We start from the raw sequence: 26,563 nt of genomic DNA, 5'->3' as shown, positions 1-26,563 counted from the left end.
TCGGCTTGATTGGCAGCGCTTGCATTCGTAAGGGCTGACATTGCAGTTTCTAATTTCTGCCGAGCAACATCAACTGACAAATCTGCGACCTCTTGCACTTGAGATGCAAGCACCGTCACTGATTTAGGTGTAATTTGAGCAAAGCCAGAACTAACAAAAATATTTCTTACCGCTTCACCACCCTGAAACAAGGTAACAACTCCGGCTCTTAAAAAAAGGCACGTTTTCTCGTGCCCTTCCAAGGCACCGAGATCGCCTTCCGATCCCGGCACAACAACCATATCGTACTCCCCATTACACCATTCTTTATGGGGCGAAAGAAGCTCGAGCTGAATGGCCATTATTTATGTCCTTCTTTTTGAAGCTTAGCAGCTTTTTCAACAACATCTTCAATAGAACCAACCATATAAAAGGCATTTTCAGGAAGGGAATCGTATTTACCTGTTAAAATTTCTTTAAAAGAACGAACTGTGTCTTCAATTGAAACAAATTTACCAGGCGCCCCTGTAAAAATCTCCGCCACATGGAAAGGCTGAGAAAGGAAAAGCTCAATCCGGCGAGCCCTTGCAACAACAGCCTTATCTTCTTCAGAAAGCTCATCAATTCCGAGGATAGCAATAATATCTTGTAAGCTTTTATATTTCTGGAGTGTTTGCTGGACTTCAGATGCTACCGCATGATGTTCTTCGCCGGCGATTCTCGGCGTCAAAGCACGAGATGTAGAAGCCAACGGATCAACCGCTGGATAAATCCCTTTTTCTGTTAATGCACGGTTAAGAACCGTTGTGGCATCCAAATAAGAGAATGTTGCCACAGGGGCTGGATCAGTAAAGTCATCGGCTGGAACGTAAACGGCCTGAACAGATGTAATAGAACCATTTTTCGTAGAGGTAATACGCTCCTCAAGGCCACCGACATCACTTCCTAATGTTGGCTGATAACCAACGGCAGAAGGGATACGACCTAATAAGGCAGAAACTTCTGCTCCTGCCTGAACGTAACGGAAAATATTATCCACAAAGAAAAGTACGCTTTGCTTTGCAACATCACGGAAATACTCCGCCATAGACATTGCACTAAAAGCAACACGGGAACGTGGACCTGATGGGTCATCCATCTGACCATAAACAAGCGCAACACGTGATTCTCTAGAGCTGTTATTTTCGTCAATCTTAATAACACCTGCATCCTTCATTTCATGATACAGATCGTTACCTTCACGGGTACGCTCGCCAACCCCTGCAAAAACAGAAACACCGTCATAAGCATGCGCAATATTATTAATCAGCTCTTGAATAATAACCGTCTTACCGACACCAGCACCACCAAAAAGACCTGTTTTACCACCTTTTAAATAGGGGCAAAGCAAGTCAATCACTTTAATACCTGTTGGCATAATCTCAGGAACAGCAACTTGTTCTTCAAAGGAAGGCGCCTGACGATGAATCGGAAGATATTCCTCAGATTCAATAGGACCACGCTTATCAATTGGGTCACCCAAAACATTCATCATTCGGCCGAGAATACCTGGACCAACAGGAACTGTAATAGGTCGCCCCAAACTGCGAACCTTCATTCCACGCTGAAGACCATCTGTTCGCCCCATAGAAATGGTACGTACCTGCCCCTCACCAATTCCCAAAAGGACTTCAAGGGTTAAATCACGATCTCCACCAAGATCTGCGGCCGTGCCAATGACTTCAAGAGCCGTATAAATTTCTGGTGCGGAACCATTTTCAAATTCAACATCAATAACAGGCCCCTGAACCTGGACAATATGTCCAATCGCCTGATCTTTATTATTTATTTCTGACACCTATTCTATCTCCTGAAGCTATGCGGGAATTCTAACGCAAGGTTTAATAAAGTCTATCCTCTTTTAGGCCTCGATAAAGCTATCTATCCCCAACAGCCGCGGCACCCGCCACAATTTCACTAAGTTCTCTTGTAATATTATTTTGACGCATTCTGTTATATTGCAGGCTAAGCGAATCAATCAACTTGTTTGCATTACGGCTTGCACCATCCATAGCCACCATTCTGGCTCCCTGAACGCCTACCGCATTTTCAAGCAAGGCATGATAAATTCTTACCTTTAGATTAACAGGCAGGAAGGCTTCTAGCCATCCTGCCTGCGAAGGCTCATACTGCTGCTCCTCAAGCACCGCCTCTTCAACAACATCGGCATCAGACTCAGAAGCCAGAGGGGGGACAAGGGAAACTGTCTGTGAAATCTGCAACATTGCATTCACAAAACGGTTATTAATTAATAAAACGCGAGAAAACGTACCTTTATTTACTTCTTCAACAACAAAATCTGCAATTCTAGCAGCTTGTTCTTCTTGCTCTTCAAGCTTTTCTTTTGCAAGCTCCGTTTCAATAATTAGATTTCCAAAACCTGCCTTCAGAATCTGACCAGCTTTTTTACCAACCAAATAAAGAGAAGACTCTTGGCCTTCAGCTTTCGATCGTTGAATTTCAGCCTTTAAGTGACGTACAATATTAATATTATACGCTCCAGCCAAACCACGATTTCCGGAAACAACAATAAAAAGTGTCTTGTTGCCTTTTCCACCCGTGAGCAGAGGAAGATCAATGGACTCAACAGAAGTAGAAGCTCCAGCTTTCATCATAGAAGCCATCTTCTCAATGTAAGCCCTTGCACCAGACATATTAAGCTGAGCACGATTAAGCTTTGAGGCTGAAACAAGCCTCATAGCCTCCGTAATTTTGCGGGTGGATTTAACACCCGCAATTTTAAGTTTAAGCTCCTTTAAAGAGGACATTCTGTCTCTCCTCCGCCTTAATTACTGGTCTCAAACTCTTTAACCAATCCACCAAGAAGCGTTTTCATTTGCTCTTCGATTTCAGGGGTTAACTTAGCTTCTTTGACGAGAAGAGATTTAAGATCTTTTCCTGCACCAGATTTTAAAGCCAACAAAAGAGATTTTTCAAAATCGACAACTTTTTCCAATGGAACTTTATCCAAGAATCCCCTTGTTCCTGCATACAAAACAACAACTTCTTCCGCTGTCGTCAGAGGGCTATCTGGATTCTGCTTTAAGAGCTCCATTAAACGAGCACCACGCTCCAAAAGACGACGTGTTGTACTATCAAGATCGGATGCAAATTGAGAAAAGGCAGCCATTTCACGATACTGCGCCAACTCTAACTTCATTGGGCCAGCAACTTTTTTCATATCTTTTGTCTGCGCAGCGGAACCGACACGAGAAACGGAAAAACCAACGTTAATAGCAGGACGGAAGCCCCCACTAAACAATTCACTTTCCAAAAAGATCTGTCCATCTGTAATAGAAATCACATTCGTCGGAATATAGGCAGAGATATCATTCGCCAAGGTTTCAACGATAGGCAAGGAAGTTAAAGACCCACCACCTTTTTCATCGGAAAGTTGCGCTGAACGTTCCAACAAACGTGAGTGAAGGTAAAAAACATCCCCTGGATAAGCTTCACGTCCTGGAGGACGGCGCATCAACAAGGACATTTGACGGTAAGCCATAGCTTGCTTGGTCAAATCATCATAACCAATCAAAGCATGCATCCCATTATCGCGGAAATACTCACCCATTGCGGTACCTGAATAAGGCGCAAGATACTGCATGGAAGCAGGATCAGAACCCGTTGCCGCCACAATAATTGTATATTCCAAAGCACCCTGCTCTTCGAGCTGACGAACAATATTCGCAACAGAAGCACGCTTCTGACCAATTGCAACATAAATGCAATACATGGACTTTTTAGGATCATTTTCTGCATTGACTGATTTTTGAGAAATAATCGAATCAAGCAAAACAGTTGTCTTACCTGTGTTACGATCCCCAAGAACCAACTCACGCTGACCACGCCCAATCGGAATAAGCGCATCAATGGATTTAATACCCGTTACCATCGGACTATCAACAGACTTACGATCCATAACGCCTGGCGCTGCCACTTCAGCAGGGCGATATTCCACATCCTTCAGCGGACCTCGACCATCAATTGGATTTCCAAGCGCATCAACAACACGCCCTAAGAGCCCCTTACCCACTGGCACTTTGACAATCTCACGGGTTCTAAGGACACGATCGCCCTCTAAAAGCCCTTGACCATCACTAAAAAGAATAACGCCCACACAGTCTTCTTCCAAATTAAAGACCATTCCACGCAACCCTGTTCGCTCAAAAACCACGAGCTCACTTGCCATAACTTCAGGCAAACCGTAGACACGAGCAATCCCGTCACCGACGGTTAAAACAACACCGGCTTCAGATGCGAGTTCCGGCTTATCAAAGGATTCGATTTCCTTTTTAATAATTTCAGAAATCTCCGCTGGACGGATACCCATCAAACTTCTCCCTTAAAGGCGTTTTTCAGGCGGTTAATCCGCCCTTTCAAAGACGTGTCATAAAGCTGAAAACCGACCTGCACAACAGCACCTCCAAGGAGGGAAGGATCGATTTCCTCAAAAATACGAGGGGACTGATACCCCATTTCCTTGAGCGAAGCCCACAATTGATCTTGCTGCGCCTCACTCATCTTAACTGGCGTCAGTACCTTAACAGGCACGACCCCCTGAACCTTATCCGTAAGATAAAGCACAGCTTCTAAAATCTCTGGAAGAATTGAAAGACGTCCTCGCCTTACAATCAATTTTAAAAAATTTGTAAAAACAGGATGGAGCTCACACTGCGCCGCAACCTCCGAAACGATACGCTCACGCGCCTCAAGCTTCAGAGCCAAATCAGCAATAAAACTTCTCAATGAAGACTCTTCATCAAGAAGATTCTTCAGAGTAACGACTTGCGGAACGACCTCATTTAGCAGATTTTTCTCTACCGCACAGCTATAGAAAGCTTTCGCATAACGCCGCGGCAAAATTTCAGGAACCTTAAATATAGGCCCCTTAGAATCTTGTTCTAAAGTCGAGGTAGATATGACATTCTGGTCTTTCAGGCTCATACTCCACCGTAATAAAATGAGATTTAAAATTACCTCAGCCTGAAGATATAGAAAATATGCCTAAAATTAAGACTGAAGCTCAAAAATATAGTCTATAACGAAAATGGAGCGGGCGAAGGGAATCGAACCCTCATCGGAAGCTTGGAAGGCTACTGCATTACCACTATGCTACGCCCGCTTAGGAAATTCATTATCTTCTTGCTTTCTAGCGCTCCTCTTCCATTCGGGCAAGAGAATATTTGTAAAAAAAGTATTTTCCACAAAAAAATCTAACATTTCTTCTAATCTTTCAAAGCTTTATTAAAGCCTTTTTACAAAGAACAACGCTAAATAAATCTCGACAATACCTTACATGAAATTAACAACTCTTTAATCTTTTTAAAAATCATCTTGACTTATTTTTTAAAATCGTCCCTTTTAGGGGCATTCGACTGACCGAAGCATTTTACTTTGTTGAAAAATCCGATTCGGTTTGTTATAGGGGTGTAGCTCAATTGGCTAGAGTGCCGGTCTCCAAAACCGGAGGTTGCGGGTTCGAGACCCTCCACCCCTGCCATCTCTTTCTAATTTCTGAAATCTGAGAAATTCTTAGAAAAAGTTAAGTTCTCTTTTAATTTTATGAGATTACTCTTCCCTTCCCTTTTCGCTTTAGGGTAAAGGATTATGTAAATACCCTAAAAATTTAAGAATAACTTTCAGATTCTCTGAATCTATTCTTCTATTTTCAATCGAATTAACTGTTGTTTGTTAAGGAGCGACATTGGCAGCTAAAAATAAAATCTCTAACCAGAATGCTGTGCATGAAGGCTTTCTTACCCGCTGTGTTAATTATCTTAAACAGGTGATTACGCTTGCTAAACGTGTGACATGGCCTAACCGTCGGGCAACTGTTACGACGACGATTGCCGTTATGGTTATGGTCACTATTACCTGTATTTTCTTTCTCGCGGTCGACCAACTTATTGGCCTTGGCCTTCACACTCTCTTTCAGATCGGAGGATAGTCTCCATGGCAAAACGCTGGTATGTCGTCCATGTTTATTCTGGCTTTGAAAAAAAGATTTCAGAATTTATTACAGAGCAAGCTGCAAAAAAGGGTTTAACTGATCAATTCGAAGAAATTCTTATTCCTTCTGAACAAGTCACCGAAGTCCGTCGTGGTAAAAAGGTCAATGCGGAACGTAAGTTCTTCCCTGGATACATTTTGGTAAAAATGGATCTCACGGATGAAGCATGGCATTTGGTTAAAGACACCCCAAAAGTAACAGGCTTTCTTGGTGGTCGAAACCGTCCTGTCCCCATTAGTGCAGCCGAAGCAAAACGCATTGTTCAACAAGCCCAAGAAGGCATTGAGCAAGCACCTAAATCTGCTATTAACTTTGAAGTCGGTGAGCAAATTCGTGTCTCTGACGGTCCTTTTGCCTCCTTTAATGGATCGGTTGAAGAGGTAGATATAGAGCGGCAACGCCTTAAAGTCACTGTCTCCATTTTTGGACGGGCAACTCCTGTTGAGCTCGAATATACACAGGTTGATAAGCTATAATTTTCTTATAAGCCTAAAATGCAAAACCCCAAATCTTGAGAAGATTTGGGGTTTTTAAGATTTATAAAAATAAAAACATCCTGAAGATCAGATCAGTCCAAATTCTTTCAAAGCTAAACGGAAATTCACATGCTCACTTTCCCGGTGAGACTGAGAAAGTTTCAACAGTGCAAAGCGCTGCAAAGATTCTAATCCCTTCCATTGAGGCAGTGTAATTTCTTTATTCACCATTTTTTTAGCTAGCTTTTCAATCTTTTCAGGAATGGCATCAGCCTTTTGCCAAAGATCGAAGCGTGGGTCAGTAAGCGCCTTAACCTCTTCTCCCGCAGCCTGTTTCACAGCCTCACGAACGAGTTTTGCATAATGCTGACTGCTCTCTGCATCCCCTGTACAAGGCGCATTAAAAAGCATTTTACGTTGCTCTTGGGAAAGCTTTCCCCATTGTTCCAAGCTCATTTTTATCCGCGCAAAATCAAGCTTACGACGCATAGACATTGAGATACGATGGAAAGATCTCACAGAATTACCTTCAAAATCAAAAACTTTTGGGCTTTCTGTCATGATGGATAACTCCTAAATCTAACTTTTTAAAAAGAGAGTCGTTCTGGCTGAGAAAAAATCATCTTTCGCTTTCCTTGAGCTGGCGCCAGCAACGTAAGGCCTGATTGCCTTGCTAACCTTACCGCATAAGCACTTGGAGCAGAAATAGCGACCAAACAATGCATTCCAGCGAGAACAGCCTTTTGCGTCATTTCATATGAACAACGACTGGTTAAACAGCAAAATCCCTCATTCATCGCAATATTGGCGTACTTCAAAGCCCCAATCAACTTATCCAACGCATTATGCCGGCCAATATCTTCACGGACATAAAGGATATTTCCCTGTCTATCAGCCCAAATTGCCGCATGCAACATGCCTATCTCTTGATTTAAAATCTGAGAATCGCGCATCTCATTAACCACTTTCTCAATAATAGAAAGAGAATAACGTCCCTTCTCTGATTCTTCTAAGGCTATAACTGGCAAAGAGGCATCAAAAAGACTCTCCTCTTTACTCCCGCATAAACCACATGCGCTTCCTGCAACTGTTGCTCGGCTAGATCCCCGCAACAGCTTACGAAATGGCTCAATCGCAATTTCGATATTGAGATCTATCCCCTTTTCCCCACAGGAAAGAGATACATTTTTAAGATCTTCCCTTCCTTGAATAATCCGCTCTGACAAAGAAATCCCTAGTGCGAAATCTTCTAAATCCAAAGGCGTGACCATCATCGTGCCATGTTCAAAAGCACCATTATAATGAAGCGTCACAGGCAACTCTTCAGCCAACAAACGCTCCCTCGGAAGCATTTCCTCATCATCTGTCGGAAATACACCTTCAAACCTGCTTCCAGCCTGCTCAAAACGTTTTTCAAGCGTTTTGAGCGTGGTGGGAGGAAGCTTTTTCTCTTCAGTCACTTTTTTCCCTCCCAACAAAATAAGAAGTCAATCTTATTCCTTTTTCGCTGTTTTTTCCATCTTCTTCTGTTCTTGTGCAAGTTTCTGGTTAGCTGAAGAAATCATTTGTGCCTGCCGCATCTCTTTCTCAGCTTCATCTGCCTCTTTTTCAGTTTCTGAAATTTCGGCCACTTTTACATCAGCCTTAGGATGAAGGTCTTTTGCCATAAAATTCGCAGTATCCTGCGCCCAGTTTGCAATCCCTTGACTTAACAAGTCAATTTCAGTTTGGACACTGCTTCCTGCCGTCTTTTCAGACTTCCATGAAAACCGATGCGTCTTAGCAGACAAACGTTTACCAGAACGATCATGCAGGGTGAAAGAAGCTAGCCCATCGAGAACAGCATACCCTTTTTCATCCAAAGAAAAACGGTCAATACTCAAATCAACCCCGATACGAGCTTGCTCTGCGACCATATTATTTTGACGGTAAACAAGCTCATTTGGCAAAGCCTGCGCTAAATCCCGCTTAAAAGCCTCAGCAATTTGAGCAGGCAGAGGTTCACTCCAAGAAGCCTTTGTCAAAGTAAGCTGGTAAGGCCCAGCATTTTTCACCATGACATCCCGATCCAGAGATGCCGGTACAAAAGGCAAAAAGACTTTAATCGGACCCATTTTTTCTGATTCTTGAACAACCTGCATGGGCTTTTGCACAAGACTATAAAAATGTGGGGTAGAATTAAAACAGCCCGCCAAGGCAAACCCTAAAAAGGAAATGCCCAGTGCTGGTTTTCTAACGATTGTTTTCATCCAATTCATTTTTGGCACTCCTTTAATGTCTGCCAACGATTACGGCATTTGGGTGATAGCTAAGATAGGAAAGAAGTTGACGCAAGGTCGTCACCATTTCATTCATCTGCACCACCATATTCTGAACATTGTGATGTAAATCAGAATCTCCACTCAACGCATCAAGGAAGGTTGAAGCGCTTGCCATCGTTTTATTGGCTTGTGCTGTCAACGCAGGCAGATTTTTATCTGTCGTACTCAGCAACTTACTCAAAGATCTCAAGGAATCACGCAACGCCTTAATGGTTTGCTCTGTATCTGGATTATTGACAATTTTGCTCGTTCCTCCCAACAGACCATTTAAATTATTGGCAATCTGCTCCAACGGCATTTTCGAAATTTTATCCGAAATTTTAGAGACATTATCGATAATGGCATTGACACCGCCTGGATCTCCCGGAATGACAATTGCACCGTCATTTTCATAAACCAATTTAGGATCTTTTGGCTTAGGCCCAAAGGAAAGCGCAATCACAGTCTCTCCCGTTAGCATGCTGCCACTTGTCACAGAAGCACGAAGACCATCCCGTAAGAAATCAAGCAGATGCGCCTTGTGCTTTTCAATATCGCTTTGATTTAGAACGCCCACTTTTGCCACGCGTCCTGGCTCAAGCATCATCTCAATACGAACCCTCGCTTTGTTTTTGCATGTATCCGCACAAAGATCGAGCGCAACATTACTGACAACACCAATTTGAACACCGAACATGCTGACAACGCTGCCTTTGGCCAGACTTCCAACAGAGCTATCGACGTAAGTAACCACTTTAATCCGCTCTTTATATCGGGTGCTTTTTGCATCACTTTCGGAATTGTAAAGCCAAAAAACACTGTCTGGTTCGGCAGGCGCACCACCGTTCCCTGTTAGGCTATCTTCCATAACAGGAGGGCCAAAGGCGATCCCGCCACTTAGTAAGGCTTGTAAAGATTCAAGCTGTAATTTAAAAGCGCCCCCACTAAAGCCAACTTCAACACCAGAAGCATTCCAGCAACGGCTTCCAACGCGCAAATAACGATCATAAGGCTTACGGACAAAAATCTGCACCATCATCGGACCGATACCATCATTTGGTGTTGTGTAGCCTAAGACCTCACCAACATTCAAATCACGATAAAATACTGGTGCACCTGAAGGGCTTCCACCAAGAGCTCCCAAAGAAGGCGTCATAACCCAGAAATTCGTCCCTGGCTGATCCCAACGGCGTCCTGGAGGAGTTTCCAAACCGACAAAACTGGTTTTTGCTTCCGCATGCTTCGCATTTGGAGGGCCGGGATCCATCGCAATATAAGAACCGCTCATAATGGTTTCTAAACCGCTAATTGTACCGCCGCTAACTTGCGGACGGACAATCCAAAAACGTGTTTTATCTGTTAGAAAATGCGTTGCATTTCGAGACATTTTAACAAGAACCTGCACATGGGTCAGATCATCTGCAAGCTTAACCTCTTTAACCGTTCCCATAGGAACAGCCAAATCCTTTACCTGCGTTTGCCCTGGATTTAAGCCATCCCCAGATTCAAATGAAATCGTAATTTCAGGCCCTTGGCTGGAAAAATAATGCCACGCCATCCAAAGTGAAATCCCAATTGCAATAACGGGAATAACCCAAAGAACCGAAACCCGAGTTGGACGCAAAATAGCATCTTCATCCTCGTCTTCCTGAAAGCGCTCGCTAATTTGCTCTCCTGATTCATATGCCCTTCGAGAATGATGAGGCCTAGGATTTTCATTTGAACTGTTTGGATCTGGGAATTCAGTCATTTTATTTCTCCAAGCTGCATATTCATCCTTTTATCGCCCCTACATGGTAATATGATCATGATCGCTTCTTCATCTTGATAGTTGGTGATGGCGCTGCTTTTTCCACGATCGCTTCACACCTCTGACACGTTTCTCAATGCTCTGGAACTCTTCCTCTGTCATACTCTCAAGTCCCGTACGGTTTTTACCTGCGGCATCCCACAATCCCCGAGGATCATACATCATTGCTGAGAAAATTGTGAGAATAACCACCAAGGCAAAGAAAACCATTCCAGGTCCCGGGATCACCTTTGCCAGAAAACCAAAACGTACCATCCCTGTTAAAATTGAAATCATAAAGGGGTCAATCATTGACCAACGTCCAATAGCTTCAACCAGACGGTAGAGCTTTGTCAGCCCTCTTAATTGCCAAGCAGACTGACGCTCCTGCACCGAAAGCATCAAAGCCAATGAAGCAATCTTCAAAACAGGCACTGTCACAGATGCAAACAAAACCAATATTGAAAGGGAATAAAGCTCATTTTGCCAAAGCTCAATGACCCCTTCGATAATTGTGCTAAATTGACCTTTACCCATTTTATAAAAGGCCATCACAGGAATAAAGTTAGCTGGCAAGTAAAAAACAGCAGCTGCGAGCAGAAAAGCTGAACAACCCACAACCCCATCATATTTACGTTTACGCAAAACCTGCCCGCATCTTGGGCAGTCCCCCATATCCTGCTCTAAATCAACATATTGATGATTTTTCAAAACAAGGTGGCACGAAGAACAAGAAAGCATCTGAGAAGTTGGCGGAACTGGCTGATGCGCCACATCGATGATATTTTTAGCCGCCCCAGGCAGAAGGGGAATTTTTTCCCAAACCAAACGTTCATCGAATGTGGTATCTGCTGCTGCCATTGTAATCATAAGAATACCGAGCATCCACCCCGTCGGCATAATCGTAACCGTTGCCAAATCAACCAGCTTAGAATAGGCGACACACAGTCCAATCACATACACACCAACCATCGCCCATGTCCTCAGACGAAGATACCAAGCAAGCAAAATTGCTGTCCATGGTGGCATTTTCCCAGGCTGATTTGCGTAATATAAGATACCGCTCTGCAATAAAACAACGAGCCAAGGCATCACCACAGAGGCAATTAAAACGATAATGCCAATCAGCATAAACCCGAAATTAAGGTGCATTAAACGGATCGGACCTGTCAACAACGTGACCGTATTCACACGTCCCATAACATCCAAAGTCATCATCGGAACGAAAAGCATCGCAGCTAAAAGCGCAAGAGAGGTAATGCAAAAAGCTGTTGCCGCATGGAAATGCGAAACTTTACGCCTTCGGGCTAACGTATCGTCACAACGAGGACAATGTGCGACTTGCCCAGGCTTTAAAATTGGAAGACGTAAAAATAAGCCACAACTTTGGCATTCCACCATCCCTTTAACAACACGGAGATGAAAATGTCCTTTATAATTTAAAGTAGGCGTATAACGACGCAAGCGATGCCACACACGGTGGATAACGATAACGACCAGCAAAAAGGCTGTCTCTTTAAAAGCCTGCCACTTCGTCATATTTTGAGGATTTTTTGTCACAAGCCTACCACTATACAAACCAATATCCCTAGTTAATATTGAGATTACGCACAAATTGCAGAAACTTTAAAGAAGCATCTCTCAAAAAAGTAAAAATACAGGAAGTTTTATTTTCAACTGTTGCTTGAAGCCCCCCTTATGGGCTAAGAACAGATTCCATAATGTCTGTGCCGATGTAGCTCAGGGGTAGAGCAACTGATTCGTAATCAGTAGGTCGTAGGTTCAATTCCCACCATCGGCACCATGCATATCCAGAAAAATAATTTTCTGCTTTAATTCCCATTTAAGAAGAAATTTTAGCGAATTCCAAAAAAAATACCCCCTTTTCTAGGAGTATTTCTTTAACTTTTTTTTGGAAAGAATGAGTGTTACAGGTTTTTTTCAATTGAACCTTTGGCTTTAATTTCTTCCACAACCGCTTTAGGATTTTTAAGGATATTGATTAAAGCGTCTGTCCACAATTCGACAGAATCAGGATTTTGACCTGTCAAAAGGATACTCCCTTCGGTTGTAACATCTTCAACAATGAAAGGCTGCCAATTTTCCTCACTTTTATACTCTGCCCCTTGCGCCTTTAAGAGTGTCTCAGACAAAAAAGGAAGGGTTCCGACCAGTTTTAATTTTTTCAAGAACTGATCCTCTGGCAACTCAGCCGTTTTATAGGTACGCCCATGATCCATCGTTTTAAGAATGGAAACAGGAAGAAGGGAATGATCCAAACTGAGTTTTGATCCTGCCTCTTCACTGTTACGGAAAGCGGTTACCGCTTTTCCTCGCACCAAAGGTGCTCCCTTGTTATCCATAACAGATTTTAAAGCAATCACACTTTGAGAGGTAAAACCCATCGGTTTTTTCAATCTGTCTGCCTCTTTTAACAGACGAATAGAATCTTGATCATTTACGAGATCAAAGAACATGCCATAACTGGAGGTATAGCAAATAGCATCGTAATCTGCTGCCTTCACCTTTGCTAAGGGCAAAGTCTGGGAAAAGGCCTTTTGCGCCTCAGCATCTTTTTTAAATTCTTTGGTATATTTTGTGGCAAAATCACTGTTAATGCTGCGGGGGTCAATTGGTGGTTTTCCACCTTTAACAGAGGCCAACGTGATACTTGCCCCTTCTTTCTTCAAAATCTCATAAGGCGCTGCGAGAGACTGAAGCCAAACCCCGCTCGCTCTTGGCGACTGTCCAGCAATTTTTGCTTCAGAAGAAAGAACAAAAAGAATATTTTTGTTTTTCAAAGGTAAGGTTGCTGAAGCTGCGCTTTCAGAAACTTTCTGTTCTTCCTGTGCTGCAAAAGCCACCCCAAAAGAATGAGCCGAAAAGAACGCAACTGTTAACGCAAGAAAACAGTTTCTTAATTTATACATATCAGTCACACCTAAATCGTGATGGCTTAAAAGATGAGTTTAACACTCTCTTCTAAGATTAAACAATTCATTCTGGGATTTAAGACACTGTTACGTTAAAATTTCAGCAAGACGATCTGCGACAAGAGCCGCAGAAGCAGGATTTTGCCCTGTAAGCAAATGTCCACCGTCCTCCGTTAAATCTTCCACCATAAACGGATACCAATTTTTTTTATGCACATAATCCGCACCACTCCGTTTCAGCATCCGCTCCACCAAAAAGGGAACACTGCCACGCAAACGTAATAAGGTTGCATATTCTGGAGAAGGCAGAAAAGAAATTAAATATGTTAGAAAATTTCCAAAGCGTAAAAAACGATAAGGCACAAAACCCAGCATACGAAGCAACGCTAAAGCAGCTTCTTCGCTGTTGCTAAAGCCTGTTACTTTCTTCCCTTCGACAAAGGATTCTCCTGAACGCTTTTGTACATAGCGCAATGCGCCAACAGCATGTCCAATCAAGGCGAGGGGTTTTCCTAAATCAATGATTGTTTCAATAAAACGAATAGACGTCGGATTACTTACCAAATCAAAAAGTACCCCATGCCCCCCTGGAAACAAAACAGCATCAAAATCCTCTGGTTTCATCTCTTCGAGCCGATTTGTTCTCTGCAATGCCCTCTGAGCACGATCATTCAGATCAAATTTTTCTGTATAGTAAGTTAAATATTGAGGCAGACGACTATCTGGATCAACAGGAACCTCTCCCCCCTCTGGGGTTGCAAAAACAACCTCAATATGACGGCCTGTTAAAATTTCATAAGGGGTGGCGATTGTCTCAAACCACGCCCCCGTCCCCCAAGAAGAATCACCTAACTGGCTACAAGAAGTCATAACAAAGAGAACTTTAGGTTTTATTTTAGGCTTCATTTTGTCTCTTTGATAACTCCCTGATTTTAAAACTTTCCGCTTTATACCTCTTCAAATGAGAGGCGTTTTCGTTAACCCTTCTGCATTCCAAGCATTCATGCCCCCCTCTAAAATAAAAATTTCTCCCGCTGTTAATTTTTTAAATAAAGGATAATTCTGCTCACCTGTCCGTTTTCCAGAACGGCATGTGATTAAAATGTCTCCTTCCAAACACGGAACAAATGTCATCAAAAGGCTCAAAGGAATATTCTTTGCACCTTCAATCCGATCCGCAGCAAACTCTTCAGGTTCTCTAATATCAACCAATGTGACCTGATTTTGTATCAAAGTAAGCGCTTCGTCTGGTTTTTTTAAAATAGGCATCTTCTTTTCCCACTCTTTCAAAAGTCTCTTTTAGAAACTAAAGCATTTTGTACCAAAAAAGAAACGACATCTAAAAAATCCTTCTTTCTTTTCCTAAAGAAATGCTTTTATTTTTAAGAATTCAAAAAGGATTAAATCTCCAACAAAATACGGAAAAATATCTATGCCAATAAGCCGCAACGATGTCACCGAAAAAATCATTACTGCCAAGGCAAGTAAAAAACTGGAATGGGCTGATATTGCGCTCCAAATTGGTGCAAATAAAGGAAAAACTGTTGCGGGCTGCCTCGGACAAGCCATTTTTCCGACAAAGCAAGCGGAAATGCTCGCTCGTATTTTCGATCTCAATGAAGAAGAGACAAAACTTCTCACCCTTCCGCCAGATCTGACCTCTCCGCATACACTTAAAAATGACGCACTCATCGCCAGCCTCCATGAAATTATCGACCGGTATGGCTCTGCGATTAAAGAAATGGTCAATGATAGTTTAGGAGAAGGAACATTGAGAGTACATGACTTAAATATTGATACACACCTTAATACCGACCAACTCTCTCAATATGTTCAAATCATTTTAGACACAAAGTTCCTGCCAAAAGAATCCTAAATCTGCCCTTGCAAAGAAAAAGAAAGAACCAATCTAGAGTAAGCACACAATTTTCCCTTTCTTTTTCAGTCAACAGAAGATTACCTTATGACAAGCTTATTTGATCCTATAAAACTCGGCGCAATTGAGGCTAAAAACCGTATTTTAATGGCACCACTGACCCGTGGACGTGCTACCCGTGAGGCTATGCCGACGCCCATTATGATCGAATATTATCAACAACGCTCCGATGCTGGCCTTATTATTTCTGAAGGTGTCGCCATCAGCCCTCAAGGATATGGCTGGATCAATGCACCTGGCATCTGGAATAAAAAACAAATCGAAGCTTGGAAACCCATCACAAAAGCCGTTCATGAGAAAGGCTCTAAAATTGTTGCCCAACTTTGGCATATGGGACGTATGGTTTCCCCTGGCGTAACGGATGTTCCTGCTGTCGCTCCCTCTGCGATCCAACCCCCTGGAATTGCCCATGGCTCTAATGGCAAAAGTCCTTATGCAACCCCAAAAGAGCTCACGACTGAAGAGATTCATCAAATTGTAAAAGATTATGGTATCGCTGCAAAACATGCCATGGAGGCTGGTTTTGATGGTGTGCAACTTCACGGCGCTAATGGCTATCTTGTTGACCAATTTCTCCGTGATTCAACAAACCACCGCGAAGATGAATATGGTGGAACACCTCAAAAGCGCTTACGCTTTTTAAAAGAGGTTGTCGAAGAACTTATCGCAGCAATTGGCGCAGATCGTGTTGCTGTCCGCCTCTCTCCTAATGGCGTGATTCAAGGATGTGTTGATTCTCATCCTGAACAAATTTTTGTCCCTGCTGCGGAGCTTCTCCAAAAGCTTGGCGTTGCTTGGCTTGAGCTTCGTGAAGGCAGTGAGCACGATAGTTTTGATATGGTCGAAGACACAGACCAGCCAAAACTTTCCCCTGAAATTCGCAAAGTCTTTCGCAACCCACTCATTCTTAATGGTGACTATGATGGTAAGACTGGAGAAGAAGCTGTCCAATCTGGCAAAGCCGATGGAATCGCCTATGGTCGCCTCTATATTAGCAATCCAGACCTTGCAACACGTTTCAAAAAAGGATTGCCTATTGACCGTAAATTAGAGCCGTTGGTTTTTTATGCCGCTTACAAAGATGACAAAGCAACCGGCTACACAGACTATCCTTTTGCATCTTAGAAATAAGCATCTTTAAGAAAAACTTTAAAAGTTATAGTCTCGAATGAGGGCTATGCCTTTTTCTTTTTCAAGATTAAAGAAGTGCATCGCTCTATAACAATAAGTGGATTAAGTCTTGCTACTTCACGGAGGACGGGATGTTCGAATTTCTTTATTCTTTATTTTGGGGCTGGTATATGACGGCGCCTTTAGACCTTAATTGGCCTTAAGCCTTCTTTACAAAAACAAAAACCCTCTCTTTGCTAAAAGATGAGGGTTTTTTATTGCCTCGTAAAAACTAAATTTAAATCATAAATAGACGTAAGATCCGGCGGAGTCTTACAATCTATCCTTCTTTCTATCCCCAGAATCTGTGGATAACTAAAAAACCATTAGGGAAAACAACGATGGTAAACACTTCTAAGAAAAAAGATGCAGGCTTACAAACATATAGCCGTCGTCAAGCCCTCAATGGACTCGCTTTTGCAGGGCTGTCCGGAATTTCTTTTTTCACACAGCCCAAAAGACTCTCTGCCGATCCCCTTCCTAAATCCCCCACAAGCACTGCGCTAAATTCGCATCAATGGCGTCCCAAAATACATTTCACAGCCCAAAAAGGCTTTATGAATGATCCTTGTGGTCTCATTTTTGATGGAAATCTCTACCATCTATACTATCAGCTTAACCCTCAATCGACACAGGCAGGCAATCCAAACTGGGGCCATGCTACAAGCGAAGATCTCTATCACTGGAAAGACGGCCCTATTGCCATTGAAGCCGACCAAAACGGTATGGCTTTTTCCGGTTCTGCCATTCTTGATCCCGATAACCGATCAGGTCTTTTCCAAAATAACCAGCAACACCCGAACCTCATTGCCTTTTATACCAAGGCTGCTCCGAATGGACAGAGTCAGTGGATTGCCACCAGCACAGACGGTGGCCTTCACTACAAAGATTATGAGAAAAATCCAATTCTTAATATTGGCAATAATTCCTTTAGAGATCCAAAAGTTCTTTGGCATGAAGCAAGTCAAAAATGGGTTATGGTCGTTGCTCTCGCAGACCAAAATAAAATTAGCTTTTACGGCTCCAAAAATCTTACTTCATGGGATCATCTAAGTGATTTCGGCCCAACAGGACTTCTCGGCATAGAATGGGAATGTCCTAATCTTACGGAACTCAAAGTCGAAGATAGAACCCAGCCAAATGGTCAACCGGAGACACGCTGGGTTTTCTTCATTTCCGTTAATCCCGGCTCTCCCTTAGGCGGTAGCAGTACGCAATATTTTATCGGTAATTTTGACGGCAAACATTTTATTTTAGAAGATACTTCGATCCGCTTTGTCGATTTTGCAAAAGACAATTATGCACTCCAAGTTTTTAATAATTTCCCGAATGGAGAACAGGCCTATATTGGTTGGATTGGAAATTGGCAATATTGCGAAGAACTCCCCAGTCACAACTGGAGTGGGGCAATGTCGCTCCCTCGTAAGATAGCCCTGCGCCACCGAGCAGATCAGCGTCTCACGCTTTCTCAAACCCCCATCAATATTGACAGACTTAGAGCCCAACAGCGCGACCTCCTTTTACCAGGAAAAACAGAAAATACCGTTGGAAAACTTTCCCCTCATGAGAATTTCACGGCTAAATTACCCGAAAATACAGCCATTGAACTTCTGATGGATGTCGCTGTTGAAGATCGTGGATCTTCTGAGCCTGATGGTAATTTTGGACGTGCAAGACATGTTCTCATCGACTTTAGCAACGATCAAGGCGAAAAACTCCGCCTTGGATTTGATGCCTTATCCTGCCAATTTTGGGTTGATCGAGGAGAACTAAGAGGATTCCAAAATCCTTTTTTCACAAATAATTTTTCCGTTGCCTTGTCAAAATGTATCCCAAAAGTCTCACTCCATCTTATTTTAGATGGCACTACTCTTGAAATTTATCTCAATAATGGCGAAGATACCGCAACATTACTTATTTATCCTGATTGCCCTTTAACAAAATTTAGTGTTAGCGCAACAAATGCGCCCCTTAATTTTTCTAATTTCGCAATCTATTATCTAAAACAAACAATAGAACGCTTTGAATTGAGCTGAGCGCTTATCGCAGTGAGAGCTGACACCGAGAATGAAATGCCTCTTACACATAACTTGGCTTTTTCCAAAAAAAGCATCGTTTTTAGGCATTTCTTTTTTTATTGCCATTGCACATTTTCTCTCTCCCATCATCGCTAAAGCAGAAGATAAAAGGCCTTCAAAAGACCTTGAACGCAGCTATCAGCCTAATAATTTACAAACGCCTCATGGTATCATCAATTTAGAAAAACCTCATCAGCCTTCACCGCCACAAAACTCTCAAATTCACGCCTTTAAAAAAAAACCAGCTGCACCTAAACCCTTCTGGAAAGTCGTCAATGATTATTTCACGCAGCCTATGCCGGAACACTGGTTTAACGGGACAATGAACGAAGAATTTCCAACTATGGCGAAACAAGGCATGTTCGAGCTTGAACCTTATTTCATGGGAACAACACCTCTCGCACAAATCAATAATAATGGAAAATGGGGAAAAACCTCTGGCTCTCCGAATGTTTTCGAAAATAGCTGGTTTTTTGAATACGGGATTACCGATAGGCTTTCTTTCGAAATTACGCCATCTTTTAACACAGAGTGGGGAAACCAATCCGGAAAAGGATCTTACACCTCCTTTAATGATTTACCCGTTGAGCTTCTTTACAATCTCTTTGGCACCAGTAACCCTAGTTTAAACCTCTATGTTGGTTTTCAAGCACCGACAGGCAACTATCAAAACGAATCTAGTACGGATGCCGGTAGCGGCTGGGGAACTTGGTTTTTTAACTTTGGTTTGCAATCCCAATGGTCCTTTTTGGTTTCCAAACATCATGTCCTAAACGTTGCCTTTTGGGGACTTGCAAACCAATCCACAGGCAATGTCCATATTTCAGGCATATCCTCAACCTATGGCACGGACACAGGCTTTAACGGAACCGGCTCTGCCAGCCAGTTTGGTTCGGAAGGCATTGGGCTAGAATATTCTCTCTGGAGTAGAAAAGCCACAATCGCCTGTGACTTATTTGAATCTTGGGTCGCTCCCATCCACACAACAGGATACGAAGCAAATGGCACTTATGTGAATAATAAAAGCCAATGGTCACAAACATTCACAGTAGAACCTGAGTTTGAATATTCTTTTACAGAACATCTCGGATTACTTGTAGGCTTGGAAATCACGGCGGCAGGCCGAAATACGACGGCAGGTCTAACCCCCGAATTTGCTTTAAATGCGGTTTATTAGCAACAGTTATCCCCTTGCCAAAGATTTTTTTTTGTTATAGATAAGCTTTTTGACAGCATTGAAGGCCTTAGTGCTCCTAATGGTGAAAATGATCCATCCCTGCTTATCTTACAAAGATGCTTCATTCCCCCCTTCGCCACAATTGTGTGTGCCTCTTTTTGTAAAAATCTTATCCCTGTTTGCAGCCGTATTTTTATGCGGCTTTCTTTTTATCCCAAGCGCTAGTTTTGCTGAGGATTGGCAAACTTCTTCTGTCCTTTCCAATTATAAACTCCAAAAGGCTGGCACTGAAACAAACAGCGGAGAAGAACCTATTGTCCATTCTAAGCCAAAAGGCGAAAATTGGGGATCAAGCCCGGGTATTTACGGAAGAACATACAACCCAAACTCAGTTATTGGGGCGAATGGTGTCATTTATCAAAATGAACATACCCAACTCTGGCATTCTTTAAATAAGAATAAAGTCTTTAAACCTCTTTTAGATTATTTCAGCCAACCTATGCCTGAGGCATGGCTCGCTGGAACACTGAACCAATGGTATCCCCCTCTGCCCAAACAGGGACTTATGGATATCGAATTTTATGCAACGGGTTCTACACCTATTGGCGCATTTTCCAATAATGGTGTCTGGTCTAAACCTGGAACAAATGGCACTTTTTCACTTGCTAATACATTCGGGGACGAGCTTTTCATGGAATATGCTATTACCGATAGACTTTCTGCACTGCTTATCCCAACTTTTACCACAAGCTGGGGAAATGGTACGGGGCAAGCTGAAACTTCCTTCAATGATCTCCCTTTCCAATTGGAATATAATCTTTTTGGAACCTCCAACCCCTCACTTTCTTTTCTTATTGGATTCCAAGCCCCCTCTGGGAAATATGACAATATGAAAAGTTATAATGATGGGGCTGGCTATGGCGCATGGTTCATTAACTTTGGTGTCCAATCCCAGTGGTCCTTCCTCATTGGGAAACATGTCCTCAACATGTCTTTTTGGAGCGGTGCAAATCAATGTACAGGCGATACAAAAATTCATGGCATGTCCACAATGTATGGCACAGAAGCTGGCTTCGAAGGCTATGGGAAGCCCAGTCAGTTTGGCTCTTCTGGCATTGGAATGGAATATACACTCTGGAGCAAAAAAGATGCTTTAGCACTTGATCTCGTTGAATCCTGGACAGCGCCTATCAATACAAGAGGTTGGCAAAATGGGGTTTATACAAATACTTCCAGCCACTGGACACAAAATTTCTATGTCGAACCTGAGTTTCAACACGCCTTTACCGAAAGCCTTTCTTTGACCGTCGGTGTCGGTATCCCTGCCGCAGGACGTAACTCTCCTGCAAATTTAACGCCACAATTTGCAATTAACTATTTTGGTTTTGCTTAACCCTCTCTGTTAGGAAAATTAAAAATGACAAGAAAAACAACCGCTTTTTTTATCATGGCAGGCCTTAGCCTTGTCTCTTACAGTACAGAAAGCTCAGCCCAAGCCGTTGGCTTTGGCACATCACAACAAACAGCGCCTCAACAAACTGTCTCCCAACAAAGCGCAAACACCTCCACCACTTCACAGCCTGCAAACCCAAATGCCGCACCTGAAAAAGGCTATTCACAATATTATCAGGCACCAGGTGTCTGGACAGAAAATGAAGACCTCCCTCCCGAAGGTATTGATGCCCCACCAACGCCCGTCCCACCTGCACCGGGAGATTCTGGATCAGATGCGCAAACGCCTGTTGGTAATAGTTCAATGGCACCAACGCAAGGAGCACCAAACCCAAATGCCGATCCGAATGCAGATAATGGCGGACTTATGTCTGCCGCAGCACAGCCTGCTGCTGTCAGCGGTGTCGGGAGCGACCATCCCGGGATGAATTAATTTTAAATAGGCCACAAAAAAGGGCATCCTAGGATGCCCTTTTTCATTAAAATAACAGCACAAAAAGCTTGATTATTTTTCAACCTGGAACAGAGTTGCCTTGTAGAATGCACCTTTTTGCTTATCACCGTAGAAACGGGCTTTAAGAGGTGTACGGACGGCTTTGTTCTGGAACTGAACGGAAACAAAATGGGATTTGTAATGCACGTTCTTTGGGAATGCTTTGTGGCAGATCCATTGAATTTTCGCTGAGGCTTTTGCAGAAGGTGCAAGAACGACAGGTGCGTAGTTGTGACCTTCTTCTAACGCATCAAGGCGAAGTGGAAGAGGCTGCTTTTCTTTATGTTTCAAGAAATAGAGTTCTGGGCGTGCTGGAACGCTGCAAGCTTTCTTGCCTTCGTTAATGACACTCACTTTGATGCTATGTTCATTCTGCGCACAGTTGCACTGAGGTTCACTGAAGACAACACGCATATTGTCAGCATCGCAAGCTGGAACACTCAAAGCTTTCTTAGCAACGAGAGAAGCTTTTTTAGCATGCTTCTTATTGGCTGGTTTTGCAGGTGTCTTAGCAGCATCTGCAGAATCAGAAGTACGATCTGTCAATCTCGCTTTAATATCTTCGCCAACAGCTTTAACTTTTGCTGCGGCTTTATCAAGATCAACTTCAACACCGGAGTCAGCTGTTTCTGTTGTTGCTTTTGCAGAATCCGTGGCATCAGCTGCCGTCTTTTCTGAGTTTGCAGCAGCGTCTGTTGCTTCATCCGCAGCATGTGCAGTCAAAGGGGCAACGCCGGAGACCAGACCGATCCCAACGCCTGCAAGAATAAAAAGTCCTGTTTTTTTGGACATAAGTTCTTAACTCCATAGATATTTCAGTCTGGTAATTCCAGAAAGTCTGTATTGTTAACTGTATAAGTATAAACTGACAATAAGCAGAAAGTGATTAAAGACTTATTTGTATCTTTATTGTCGCTATATGAGTGTTGTAAAAACAAATCTCTTTCATTTTAACTTCTTTTTTGAGCTAAAACATTGTTTTGTTTTCAAAAACGCTCCTTTGCGTAAAATGAGAATAGGAATCCTAACAAATATCCATATTCCTTAAAAATATAGTGAAATTCACGCTTCAAGCGGACACGAGAAGAACGCTTTCCCATAAGTTGCATTTCTATGCCAGCCCAACTCCAGAAAATACCCGACACTTTTAGGAAAAAAGATTATACCAAAAGCTAGCATATTGCCGGTGGAGTGGTTGGACAATAAAAACCTCCCCCCTTTTATTCAGAGGCAGGTTTTTTAATGCGTGCCTTTTTACCTAGAAAGAAAAGAGAAACGCCCCCAACTCCTCCTAAAAGGGAAAGGAATGCCCCCGAAAAAAAAACAAGCGAAAAGCCGCCCAAAGCCGTTAAATAACCCAGACAAACAATTCCAACGCCCCGAACGCCATCTCCCAAAGCGTTACAAATCCCAATAAGAACCCCCCGATGGGCGCTATCGCCTCTTTGCAGCGTAATCAAAGCAAAAGCAGGGAATGCAAAGGCAAAACCAAAACCTGTCAGAAAAATCCCGATTGAAGAAAGATAAAGATTGGAGGCGCATGTAACTAAAATCAATCCAACCGTCTCAAAAAAGGCGGAAAAAAACGCCGTTTTTGCTCCGCCAAGGCGGTCAGGCAAACTTCCCAAAAAAAGACGCGCTAAAACCAAGGCAATCCCAAAAACAGCATAAGGCAGCCACAAAGGAAACCAATGATGCTCAGCATAGAGCAAAGAAGCATAAGCAATGATTAACCCATGACTGATAGCGCAAAGGCCAAAACAAAACCCCGGAAACCAAGCATGATAAAGGCCATATCCCAAAGCTTCCCAAAAATTTCCCTGCTCTTGTGCATTTCCAGCAGAATCATTTTTCAGATCAGCTTTGGAAGACTGGTAACACCAAAGCTGAACCACAGCTGAACAAAGCGCAATCACCAGACCAGCCCAAAACAAACCCGTTTTTTCAAAAAGAAGCACACCCATTGGCGCACCCAAAATCAACCCTAAAAAAATACACATCCCCACCCATGAAATCGCAGCGCCTGGGCCTTTTGAGGAGGGAGCTTTACCAGCCTGTTTTTGCGCTTTCTGTACTTGTTCCATCAGGGAAACACTCCCTGTCATCGCTCCTGTTGCCAACACACTTTGCGCTATCCCTAAAAGAGCGCTGCCACAAAACAATAAAACAACCGACAAAAACACATAATCTTGGCTGATACTGGCAGCGGCGTAAAAAGCACCACCAATCACAGCGCTCAAAGCGCCTGCGGACATCGCTGAATAAGGGCCTTTCACATCTGAAATCCGCCCCGAAGGAAAACGGGACAGCATCGCAGCGATAAACTGCACCCCGACAACAATGCCAGAAACCCCTGCTGAACAGTGAAGAGTTTGCACCACAAAAAGTGGAATAACGGAAATCCCCACACCTAAAAAAGTGCATTCCAAAAGAACTGCCAGCATTAAAGCAAAAAATGCCCTCATAATCAGGTTAAAACCCTTCCTTTATTTCTCGTTTGACAGGGCACGCCAATCATTGAAAAAGACAGGCTTCGTGGTACTATCATCTTTCTATTCCTGATCAAAACATGCAGAAGGAAATGGTTTGAATTTCTGCCACCCCTTCTGCGAAATAAGGATAATGCCATGCACGGTAAGGCACTTCAAACAACTTTAGACCAAGCAGATAAAAATTTTCCAACCTCTCTCCAAAAACTTTCTGATTTTGTCCGCATTCCAAGCATCTCGACCAAAGAGGAGCATCGTGAAGACTGCAAAAAAGCAGCCAAATGGCTTCTGCAAGAACTTCAGTCTCTCGGTCTGGAAGCCAACCTCCATAAAGCCGAATGGGGCGAACCCGGTCATGATTTCATTGTCGCTAAAACAAAGCAAGAAGATGTTGAAACTCCAAATGCCCCAACGCTCCTTTTCTACGGCCATTATGATGTCCAACCTGTCGATCCGCTAGAGCTTTGGGAGACGCCTCCCTTTGAACCTACTCAGAAAGAGCGGGAAGATGGACAAGACGCCATTTACGGGCGTGGCACATCTGATGACAAAGGGCAGCTCCTGACCTTTGTTGAGGCTTGCCGTGCATGGAAAGAAAGCAATGGAAAATTCCCACTTAATCTCAAATTTCTCTTTGAAGGCGAAGAAGAAGTTGGCGGCGAAAATCTGCCCTTTTTTCTCGAAGCCCAAAAAGAAGAGCTTAAAGCGGATCTCGTCTTAGTCTGCGATACAGGCATGCCAGATCAAAACACCCCTGGCATTACAGCCTCTTTAAGAGGTCTTGTCGGCGAAGAAGTGGTTCTCCATGCAGCCAACCAAGATCTTCATTCCGGAATTTTTGGCGGCGCTGCGGCCAATCCTATCGCCCTTCTCTGTGAAGCGCTTGCAGCTTTAAAAGATAAAAATGGCCGAGTTACCCTCAAAGGATTTTATGATGGCGTCACAGCGCCAACCCAAGCAGAAAAAGAAGCTTGGAACAGCTCCCTTTCCACTGAAACGGAAATGCTTGAGAAAGTTGGGCTTTCCCAAGCCGCTGGCGAAAAAGAATTTACAGCCATTGAACAGCTTTGGGCACGCCCTACCTGTGAAATTAACGGCATTTTTGGCGGATATATTGATCCGGGCTTTAAAACCGTCATTCCTGCCAAGGCAACGGCCCGTATTTCTTTCCGAACCGTTCCCGGCCAAAATCCTCAGCAAATTAGAGAAGCCTTCCGCCAGCATATCAAAGAGCATTTACCAAAAGATGTCTCCGCCAGCTTTCACCCCCATGGATGCTCTCCCGGCTGGGCCTTTCCTAAAGACACCCCTGCCCTGCAAATTACCTTAAAAGCGCTTAGCGATGAATGGAAAAAAGAAGCCTTAGCGATTGGCTGTGGTGCTTCTATCCCTGTTGCGGAGGAAGTTGAACGCAAACTTGGCATTCCAGCGCTTCTTGTTGGTTTCGCCTTGCCAGAGGACCGCATCCATTCACCCAATGAATCCTATGCTGTCAATTCCTATCAAAAAGGTATTCGGTCATGGATTCGTATCCTGTCTGCTCTCTCAAAAGAAACAAAATAGTAAAAAGGGGCGCTTCAAGCGCCCCTTTCCATCAGAAAGGATTTATATTTGGTTTTTTAAATTCCGCTCCTAAATCCATAAAATTATTATAACCGATACATTCTTTGAAAAGCCGTAACTCTTTTGCTGGCGGGAGAGAAAAACTTAAATTTTTACCCGAAGAAAACCGAACAGCGCCTTTCTTTACGCCTTCATCGCCAAAAGCTTTCAAAATCGCCTTAAAATCCTGCTCTGTCACATTCCCAGCAAAGGAATGAGCATCTGTTGCCGCAACTTTAAACTGATGCTGAAATGCGCCTGCTTCAACGGCAACGTCTCCCCCAGCGCCCTGCGTCAGAGTCCAATCCTCATTATGAGCTCCGATTTTAAATTTATTCTTAGAAACAAGAAACTCTAACGGCATTCCGCCCCTTTGAAAATTGGAACTGGTTTCCTTGAGAGAATAACGCAAAATACAGCGATTTGCCTTATCTATATCGGCCTGAGAACCTGCAAGAAAATCATCACTTTTATCGCCGAAAATACTATTTTCCCAATAGCCAACAGCGTTTGGAGAAAAACCAGCCGTTTCCGAATAAAAATCCTCAGAAGAGGTTTTCCCAACACGCTGTCCCGGAAAAGCTTGGGCAAAAGAAGGCAGTGCTAAAACAGCCATCAAAAGCAAAAAAGACTTCTTCAT

At 43.2% G+C, this 26,563-nt stretch carries 25 protein-coding genes and 3 tRNA genes (1 of these 28 running past the window's edge); 11 read left to right on the top strand and 17 right to left on the bottom strand.

Annotation, left to right across the window (positions count from 1 at the left end; all coding sequences use genetic code 11):
• The 6 genes from atpC to FAI40_06050 all read right to left on the bottom strand — a co-directional run.
• Positions 1-341, bottom strand: the 5' portion of a protein-coding gene (gene atpC, locus FAI40_06075) for an ATP synthase F1 subunit epsilon (protein QCE34951.1). The gene continues 73 nt to the left of window position 1, outside the view; the window shows 341 of its 414 coding nt (coding positions 1-341); it begins with the start codon at positions 339-341; its stop codon lies beyond the left edge, outside the window.
• On the bottom strand, positions 341-1,777 hold the full coding sequence (atpD, locus tag FAI40_06070) for a F0F1 ATP synthase subunit beta (protein QCE35762.1): 1,437 nt from the start codon (positions 1,775-1,777) through the stop codon (positions 341-343). Before atpD ends, atpC begins: the two co-directional genes overlap by 1 nt.
• Positions 1,778-1,895: 118 nt before the next feature.
• Entirely contained in the window at positions 1,896-2,786 is an 891-nt protein-coding gene (atpG, locus tag FAI40_06065; GenBank protein ID QCE34950.1) for an ATP synthase F1 subunit gamma, read from the bottom strand.
• A 17-nt stretch (positions 2,787-2,803) separates the two neighbouring features.
• Entirely contained in the window at positions 2,804-4,348 is a 1,545-nt protein-coding gene (locus FAI40_06060; protein ID QCE34949.1) for a F0F1 ATP synthase subunit alpha, read from the bottom strand.
• Positions 4,348-4,962 (bottom strand): ATP synthase F1 subunit delta, encoded by a 615-nt coding sequence (gene atpH / locus FAI40_06055; GenBank protein ID QCE34948.1) that lies wholly within the window; start codon positions 4,960-4,962, stop codon positions 4,348-4,350. Before atpH ends, FAI40_06060 begins: the two co-directional genes overlap by 1 nt.
• 104 nt (positions 4,963-5,066) lie before the next feature.
• Positions 5,067-5,140 (bottom strand) — tRNA-Gly (locus FAI40_06050).
• Between the two features lie 301 nt (positions 5,141-5,441).
• Between FAI40_06050 and FAI40_06045 the strand changes: the two genes are divergently transcribed.
• From FAI40_06045 to nusG, 3 genes are all read left to right on the top strand, one after another.
• A tRNA-Trp gene (locus FAI40_06045) sits at positions 5,442-5,518 on the top strand.
• A gap of 240 nt (positions 5,519-5,758) precedes the next feature.
• A complete protein-coding gene (gene secE / locus FAI40_06040) occupies positions 5,759-5,965 on the top strand; it encodes a preprotein translocase subunit SecE (protein ID QCE35761.1) in 207 nt (68 codons plus the stop codon).
• Positions 5,966-5,970: 5 nt separating this feature from the next.
• Positions 5,971-6,504: a transcription termination/antitermination protein NusG gene (gene nusG, locus FAI40_06035; GenBank protein QCE34947.1), complete on the top strand. Its 534-nt coding sequence runs from the start codon at positions 5,971-5,973 to the stop codon at positions 6,502-6,504.
• An 87-nt stretch (positions 6,505-6,591) separates the two neighbouring features.
• On the opposite strand, the gene FAI40_06030 is transcribed toward nusG, so the two are convergent.
• The 5 genes from FAI40_06030 to FAI40_06010 form a co-directional block, all read right to left on the bottom strand.
• Positions 6,592-7,065, bottom strand: coding sequence for a hypothetical protein (locus FAI40_06030; protein QCE34946.1), 474 nt, complete (start codon positions 7,063-7,065; stop codon positions 6,592-6,594).
• A 26-nt stretch (positions 7,066-7,091) separates the two neighbouring features.
• Positions 7,092-7,964: a formate dehydrogenase accessory sulfurtransferase FdhD gene (gene fdhD, locus FAI40_06025; protein ID QCE34945.1), complete on the bottom strand. Its 873-nt coding sequence runs from the start codon at positions 7,962-7,964 to the stop codon at positions 7,092-7,094.
• Between the two features lie 33 nt (positions 7,965-7,997).
• A complete protein-coding gene (locus tag FAI40_06020) occupies positions 7,998-8,762 on the bottom strand; it encodes a membrane integrity-associated transporter subunit PqiC (GenBank protein ID QCE34944.1) in 765 nt (254 codons plus the stop codon).
• 13 nt (positions 8,763-8,775) lie between these two features.
• Positions 8,776-10,554: an MCE family protein gene (locus FAI40_06015; protein ID QCE34943.1), complete on the bottom strand. Its 1,779-nt coding sequence runs from the start codon at positions 10,552-10,554 to the stop codon at positions 8,776-8,778.
• A gap of 69 nt (positions 10,555-10,623) precedes the next feature.
• Positions 10,624-12,153, bottom strand: a complete 1,530-nt coding sequence (locus tag FAI40_06010) for a paraquat-inducible membrane protein A (GenBank protein QCE34942.1) — start codon at positions 12,151-12,153, stop codon at positions 10,624-10,626.
• A gap of 169 nt (positions 12,154-12,322) precedes the next feature.
• Here FAI40_06010 and FAI40_06005 point away from each other — a divergent pair.
• Positions 12,323-12,397, top strand: a tRNA-Thr gene (locus FAI40_06005).
• A 124-nt stretch (positions 12,398-12,521) separates the two neighbouring features.
• Here the strand turns inward: FAI40_06005 and FAI40_06000 are convergent.
• The 3 genes from FAI40_06000 to FAI40_05990 form a co-directional block, all read right to left on the bottom strand.
• On the bottom strand, positions 12,522-13,523 hold the full coding sequence (locus FAI40_06000) for a type 1 glutamine amidotransferase domain-containing protein (GenBank protein ID QCE34941.1): 1,002 nt from the start codon (positions 13,521-13,523) through the stop codon (positions 12,522-12,524).
• Positions 13,524-13,613: 90 nt separating this feature from the next.
• Positions 13,614-14,432 (bottom strand): type 1 glutamine amidotransferase domain-containing protein, encoded by an 819-nt coding sequence (locus FAI40_05995; protein ID QCE34940.1) that lies wholly within the window; start codon positions 14,430-14,432, stop codon positions 13,614-13,616.
• A 51-nt stretch (positions 14,433-14,483) separates the two neighbouring features.
• A complete protein-coding gene (locus FAI40_05990; GenBank protein QCE34939.1) occupies positions 14,484-14,795 on the bottom strand; it encodes a hypothetical protein in 312 nt (103 codons plus the stop codon).
• Between the two features lie 163 nt (positions 14,796-14,958).
• Between FAI40_05990 and FAI40_05985 the strand changes: the two genes are divergently transcribed.
• From FAI40_05985 to FAI40_05960, 6 genes are all read left to right on the top strand, one after another.
• On the top strand, positions 14,959-15,402 hold the full coding sequence (locus tag FAI40_05985) for a cyanate hydratase (protein QCE34938.1): 444 nt from the start codon (positions 14,959-14,961) through the stop codon (positions 15,400-15,402).
• 87 nt (positions 15,403-15,489) lie between these two features.
• Positions 15,490-16,587 carry an alkene reductase gene (locus FAI40_05980; protein QCE34937.1) on the top strand — a complete coding sequence of 366 codons (1,098 nt, stop codon included), beginning with the start codon at positions 15,490-15,492 and terminating at the stop codon, positions 16,585-16,587.
• 386 nt (positions 16,588-16,973) lie between these two features.
• Entirely contained in the window at positions 16,974-18,668 is a 1,695-nt protein-coding gene (locus FAI40_05975) for a glycoside hydrolase family 32 protein (protein ID QCE34936.1), read from the top strand.
• 31 nt (positions 18,669-18,699) lie between these two features.
• Positions 18,700-19,887 carry a hypothetical protein gene (locus tag FAI40_05970; protein QCE34935.1) on the top strand — a complete coding sequence of 396 codons (1,188 nt, stop codon included), beginning with the start codon at positions 18,700-18,702 and terminating at the stop codon, positions 19,885-19,887.
• Positions 19,888-19,966: 79 nt separating this feature from the next.
• Entirely contained in the window at positions 19,967-21,280 is a 1,314-nt protein-coding gene (locus FAI40_05965; protein QCE34934.1) for a hypothetical protein, read from the top strand.
• A 24-nt stretch (positions 21,281-21,304) separates the two neighbouring features.
• A complete protein-coding gene (locus tag FAI40_05960) occupies positions 21,305-21,772 on the top strand; it encodes a hypothetical protein (GenBank protein QCE34933.1) in 468 nt (155 codons plus the stop codon).
• Between the two features lie 72 nt (positions 21,773-21,844).
• Here the strand turns inward: FAI40_05960 and FAI40_05955 are convergent, their stop codons facing one another.
• Both FAI40_05955 and FAI40_05950 read right to left on the bottom strand, forming a co-directional pair.
• Positions 21,845-22,624, bottom strand: coding sequence for a DUF4232 domain-containing protein (locus FAI40_05955; protein QCE34932.1), 780 nt, complete (start codon positions 22,622-22,624; stop codon positions 21,845-21,847).
• Between the two features lie 428 nt (positions 22,625-23,052).
• Positions 23,053-24,297: an MFS transporter gene (locus FAI40_05950; GenBank protein QCE34931.1), complete on the bottom strand. Its 1,245-nt coding sequence runs from the start codon at positions 24,295-24,297 to the stop codon at positions 23,053-23,055.
• 162 nt (positions 24,298-24,459) lie between these two features.
• Between FAI40_05950 and FAI40_05945 the strand changes: the two genes are divergently transcribed.
• Positions 24,460-25,884, top strand: coding sequence for a dipeptidase (locus tag FAI40_05945; GenBank protein QCE34930.1), 1,425 nt, complete (start codon positions 24,460-24,462; stop codon positions 25,882-25,884).
• Between the two features lie 31 nt (positions 25,885-25,915).
• Here the strand turns inward: FAI40_05945 and FAI40_05940 are convergent, their stop codons facing one another.
• The gene (locus FAI40_05940) at positions 25,916-26,563 is read right to left on the bottom strand and encodes a hypothetical protein (GenBank protein QCE34929.1); all 648 of its coding nucleotides are present in this window, start codon (positions 26,561-26,563) and stop codon (positions 25,916-25,918) included.

The organism is Acetobacteraceae bacterium (assembly GCA_004843345.1).
Taxonomy (GTDB): domain Bacteria; phylum Pseudomonadota; class Alphaproteobacteria; order Acetobacterales; family Acetobacteraceae.
The sequence above is the reverse complement of the archived record's forward strand: the minus strand, read 5'-3'. Positions and strand labels throughout refer to the sequence as shown.

What these genes read in the sequence shown, in the direction of transcription:
- atpG (QCE34950.1), bottom strand. Translation starts at nt 2,786, where the DNA reads ATGTCCTCTTTAAAGGAGCTTAAACTTAAAATTGCGGGTGTTAAATCC.
- FAI40_06060 (QCE34949.1), bottom strand. Translation starts at nt 4,348, where the DNA reads ATGGGTATCCGTCCAGCGGAGATTTCTGAAATTATTAAAAAGGAAATC.
- atpH (QCE34948.1), bottom strand. Translation starts at nt 4,962, where the DNA reads ATGAGCCTGAAAGACCAGAATGTCATATCTACCTCGACTTTAGAACAA.
- nusG (QCE34947.1), top strand. Translation starts at nt 5,971, where the DNA reads ATGGCAAAACGCTGGTATGTCGTCCATGTTTATTCTGGCTTTGAAAAA.
- FAI40_06030 (QCE34946.1), bottom strand. Translation starts at nt 7,065, where the DNA reads ATGACAGAAAGCCCAAAAGTTTTTGATTTTGAAGGTAATTCTGTGAGA.
- FAI40_06020 (QCE34944.1), bottom strand. Translation starts at nt 8,762, where the DNA reads ATGAATTGGATGAAAACAATCGTTAGAAAACCAGCACTGGGCATTTCC.
- FAI40_06015 (QCE34943.1), bottom strand. Translation starts at nt 10,554, where the DNA reads ATGACTGAATTCCCAGATCCAAACAGTTCAAATGAAAATCCTAGGCCT.
- FAI40_06000 (QCE34941.1), bottom strand. Translation starts at nt 13,523, where the DNA reads ATGTATAAATTAAGAAACTGTTTTCTTGCGTTAACAGTTGCGTTCTTT.
- FAI40_05995 (QCE34940.1), bottom strand. Translation starts at nt 14,432, where the DNA reads ATGAAGCCTAAAATAAAACCTAAAGTTCTCTTTGTTATGACTTCTTGT.
- FAI40_05990 (QCE34939.1), bottom strand. Translation starts at nt 14,795, where the DNA reads ATGCCTATTTTAAAAAAACCAGACGAAGCGCTTACTTTGATACAAAAT.
- FAI40_05985 (QCE34938.1), top strand. Translation starts at nt 14,959, where the DNA reads ATGCCAATAAGCCGCAACGATGTCACCGAAAAAATCATTACTGCCAAG.
- FAI40_05980 (QCE34937.1), top strand. Translation starts at nt 15,490, where the DNA reads ATGACAAGCTTATTTGATCCTATAAAACTCGGCGCAATTGAGGCTAAA.
- FAI40_05975 (QCE34936.1), top strand. Translation starts at nt 16,974, where the DNA reads ATGGTAAACACTTCTAAGAAAAAAGATGCAGGCTTACAAACATATAGC.
- FAI40_05970 (QCE34935.1), top strand. Translation starts at nt 18,700, where the DNA reads ATGAAATGCCTCTTACACATAACTTGGCTTTTTCCAAAAAAAGCATCG.
- FAI40_05965 (QCE34934.1), top strand. Translation starts at nt 19,967, where the DNA reads ATGGTGAAAATGATCCATCCCTGCTTATCTTACAAAGATGCTTCATTC.
- FAI40_05960 (QCE34933.1), top strand. Translation starts at nt 21,305, where the DNA reads ATGACAAGAAAAACAACCGCTTTTTTTATCATGGCAGGCCTTAGCCTT.
- FAI40_05955 (QCE34932.1), bottom strand. Translation starts at nt 22,624, where the DNA reads ATGTCCAAAAAAACAGGACTTTTTATTCTTGCAGGCGTTGGGATCGGT.
- FAI40_05950 (QCE34931.1), bottom strand. Translation starts at nt 24,297, where the DNA reads ATGAGGGCATTTTTTGCTTTAATGCTGGCAGTTCTTTTGGAATGCACT.
- FAI40_05945 (QCE34930.1), top strand. Translation starts at nt 24,460, where the DNA reads ATGCACGGTAAGGCACTTCAAACAACTTTAGACCAAGCAGATAAAAAT.
- FAI40_05940 (QCE34929.1), bottom strand. Translation starts at nt 26,563, where the DNA reads ATGAAGAAGTCTTTTTTGCTTTTGATGGCTGTTTTAGCACTGCCTTCT.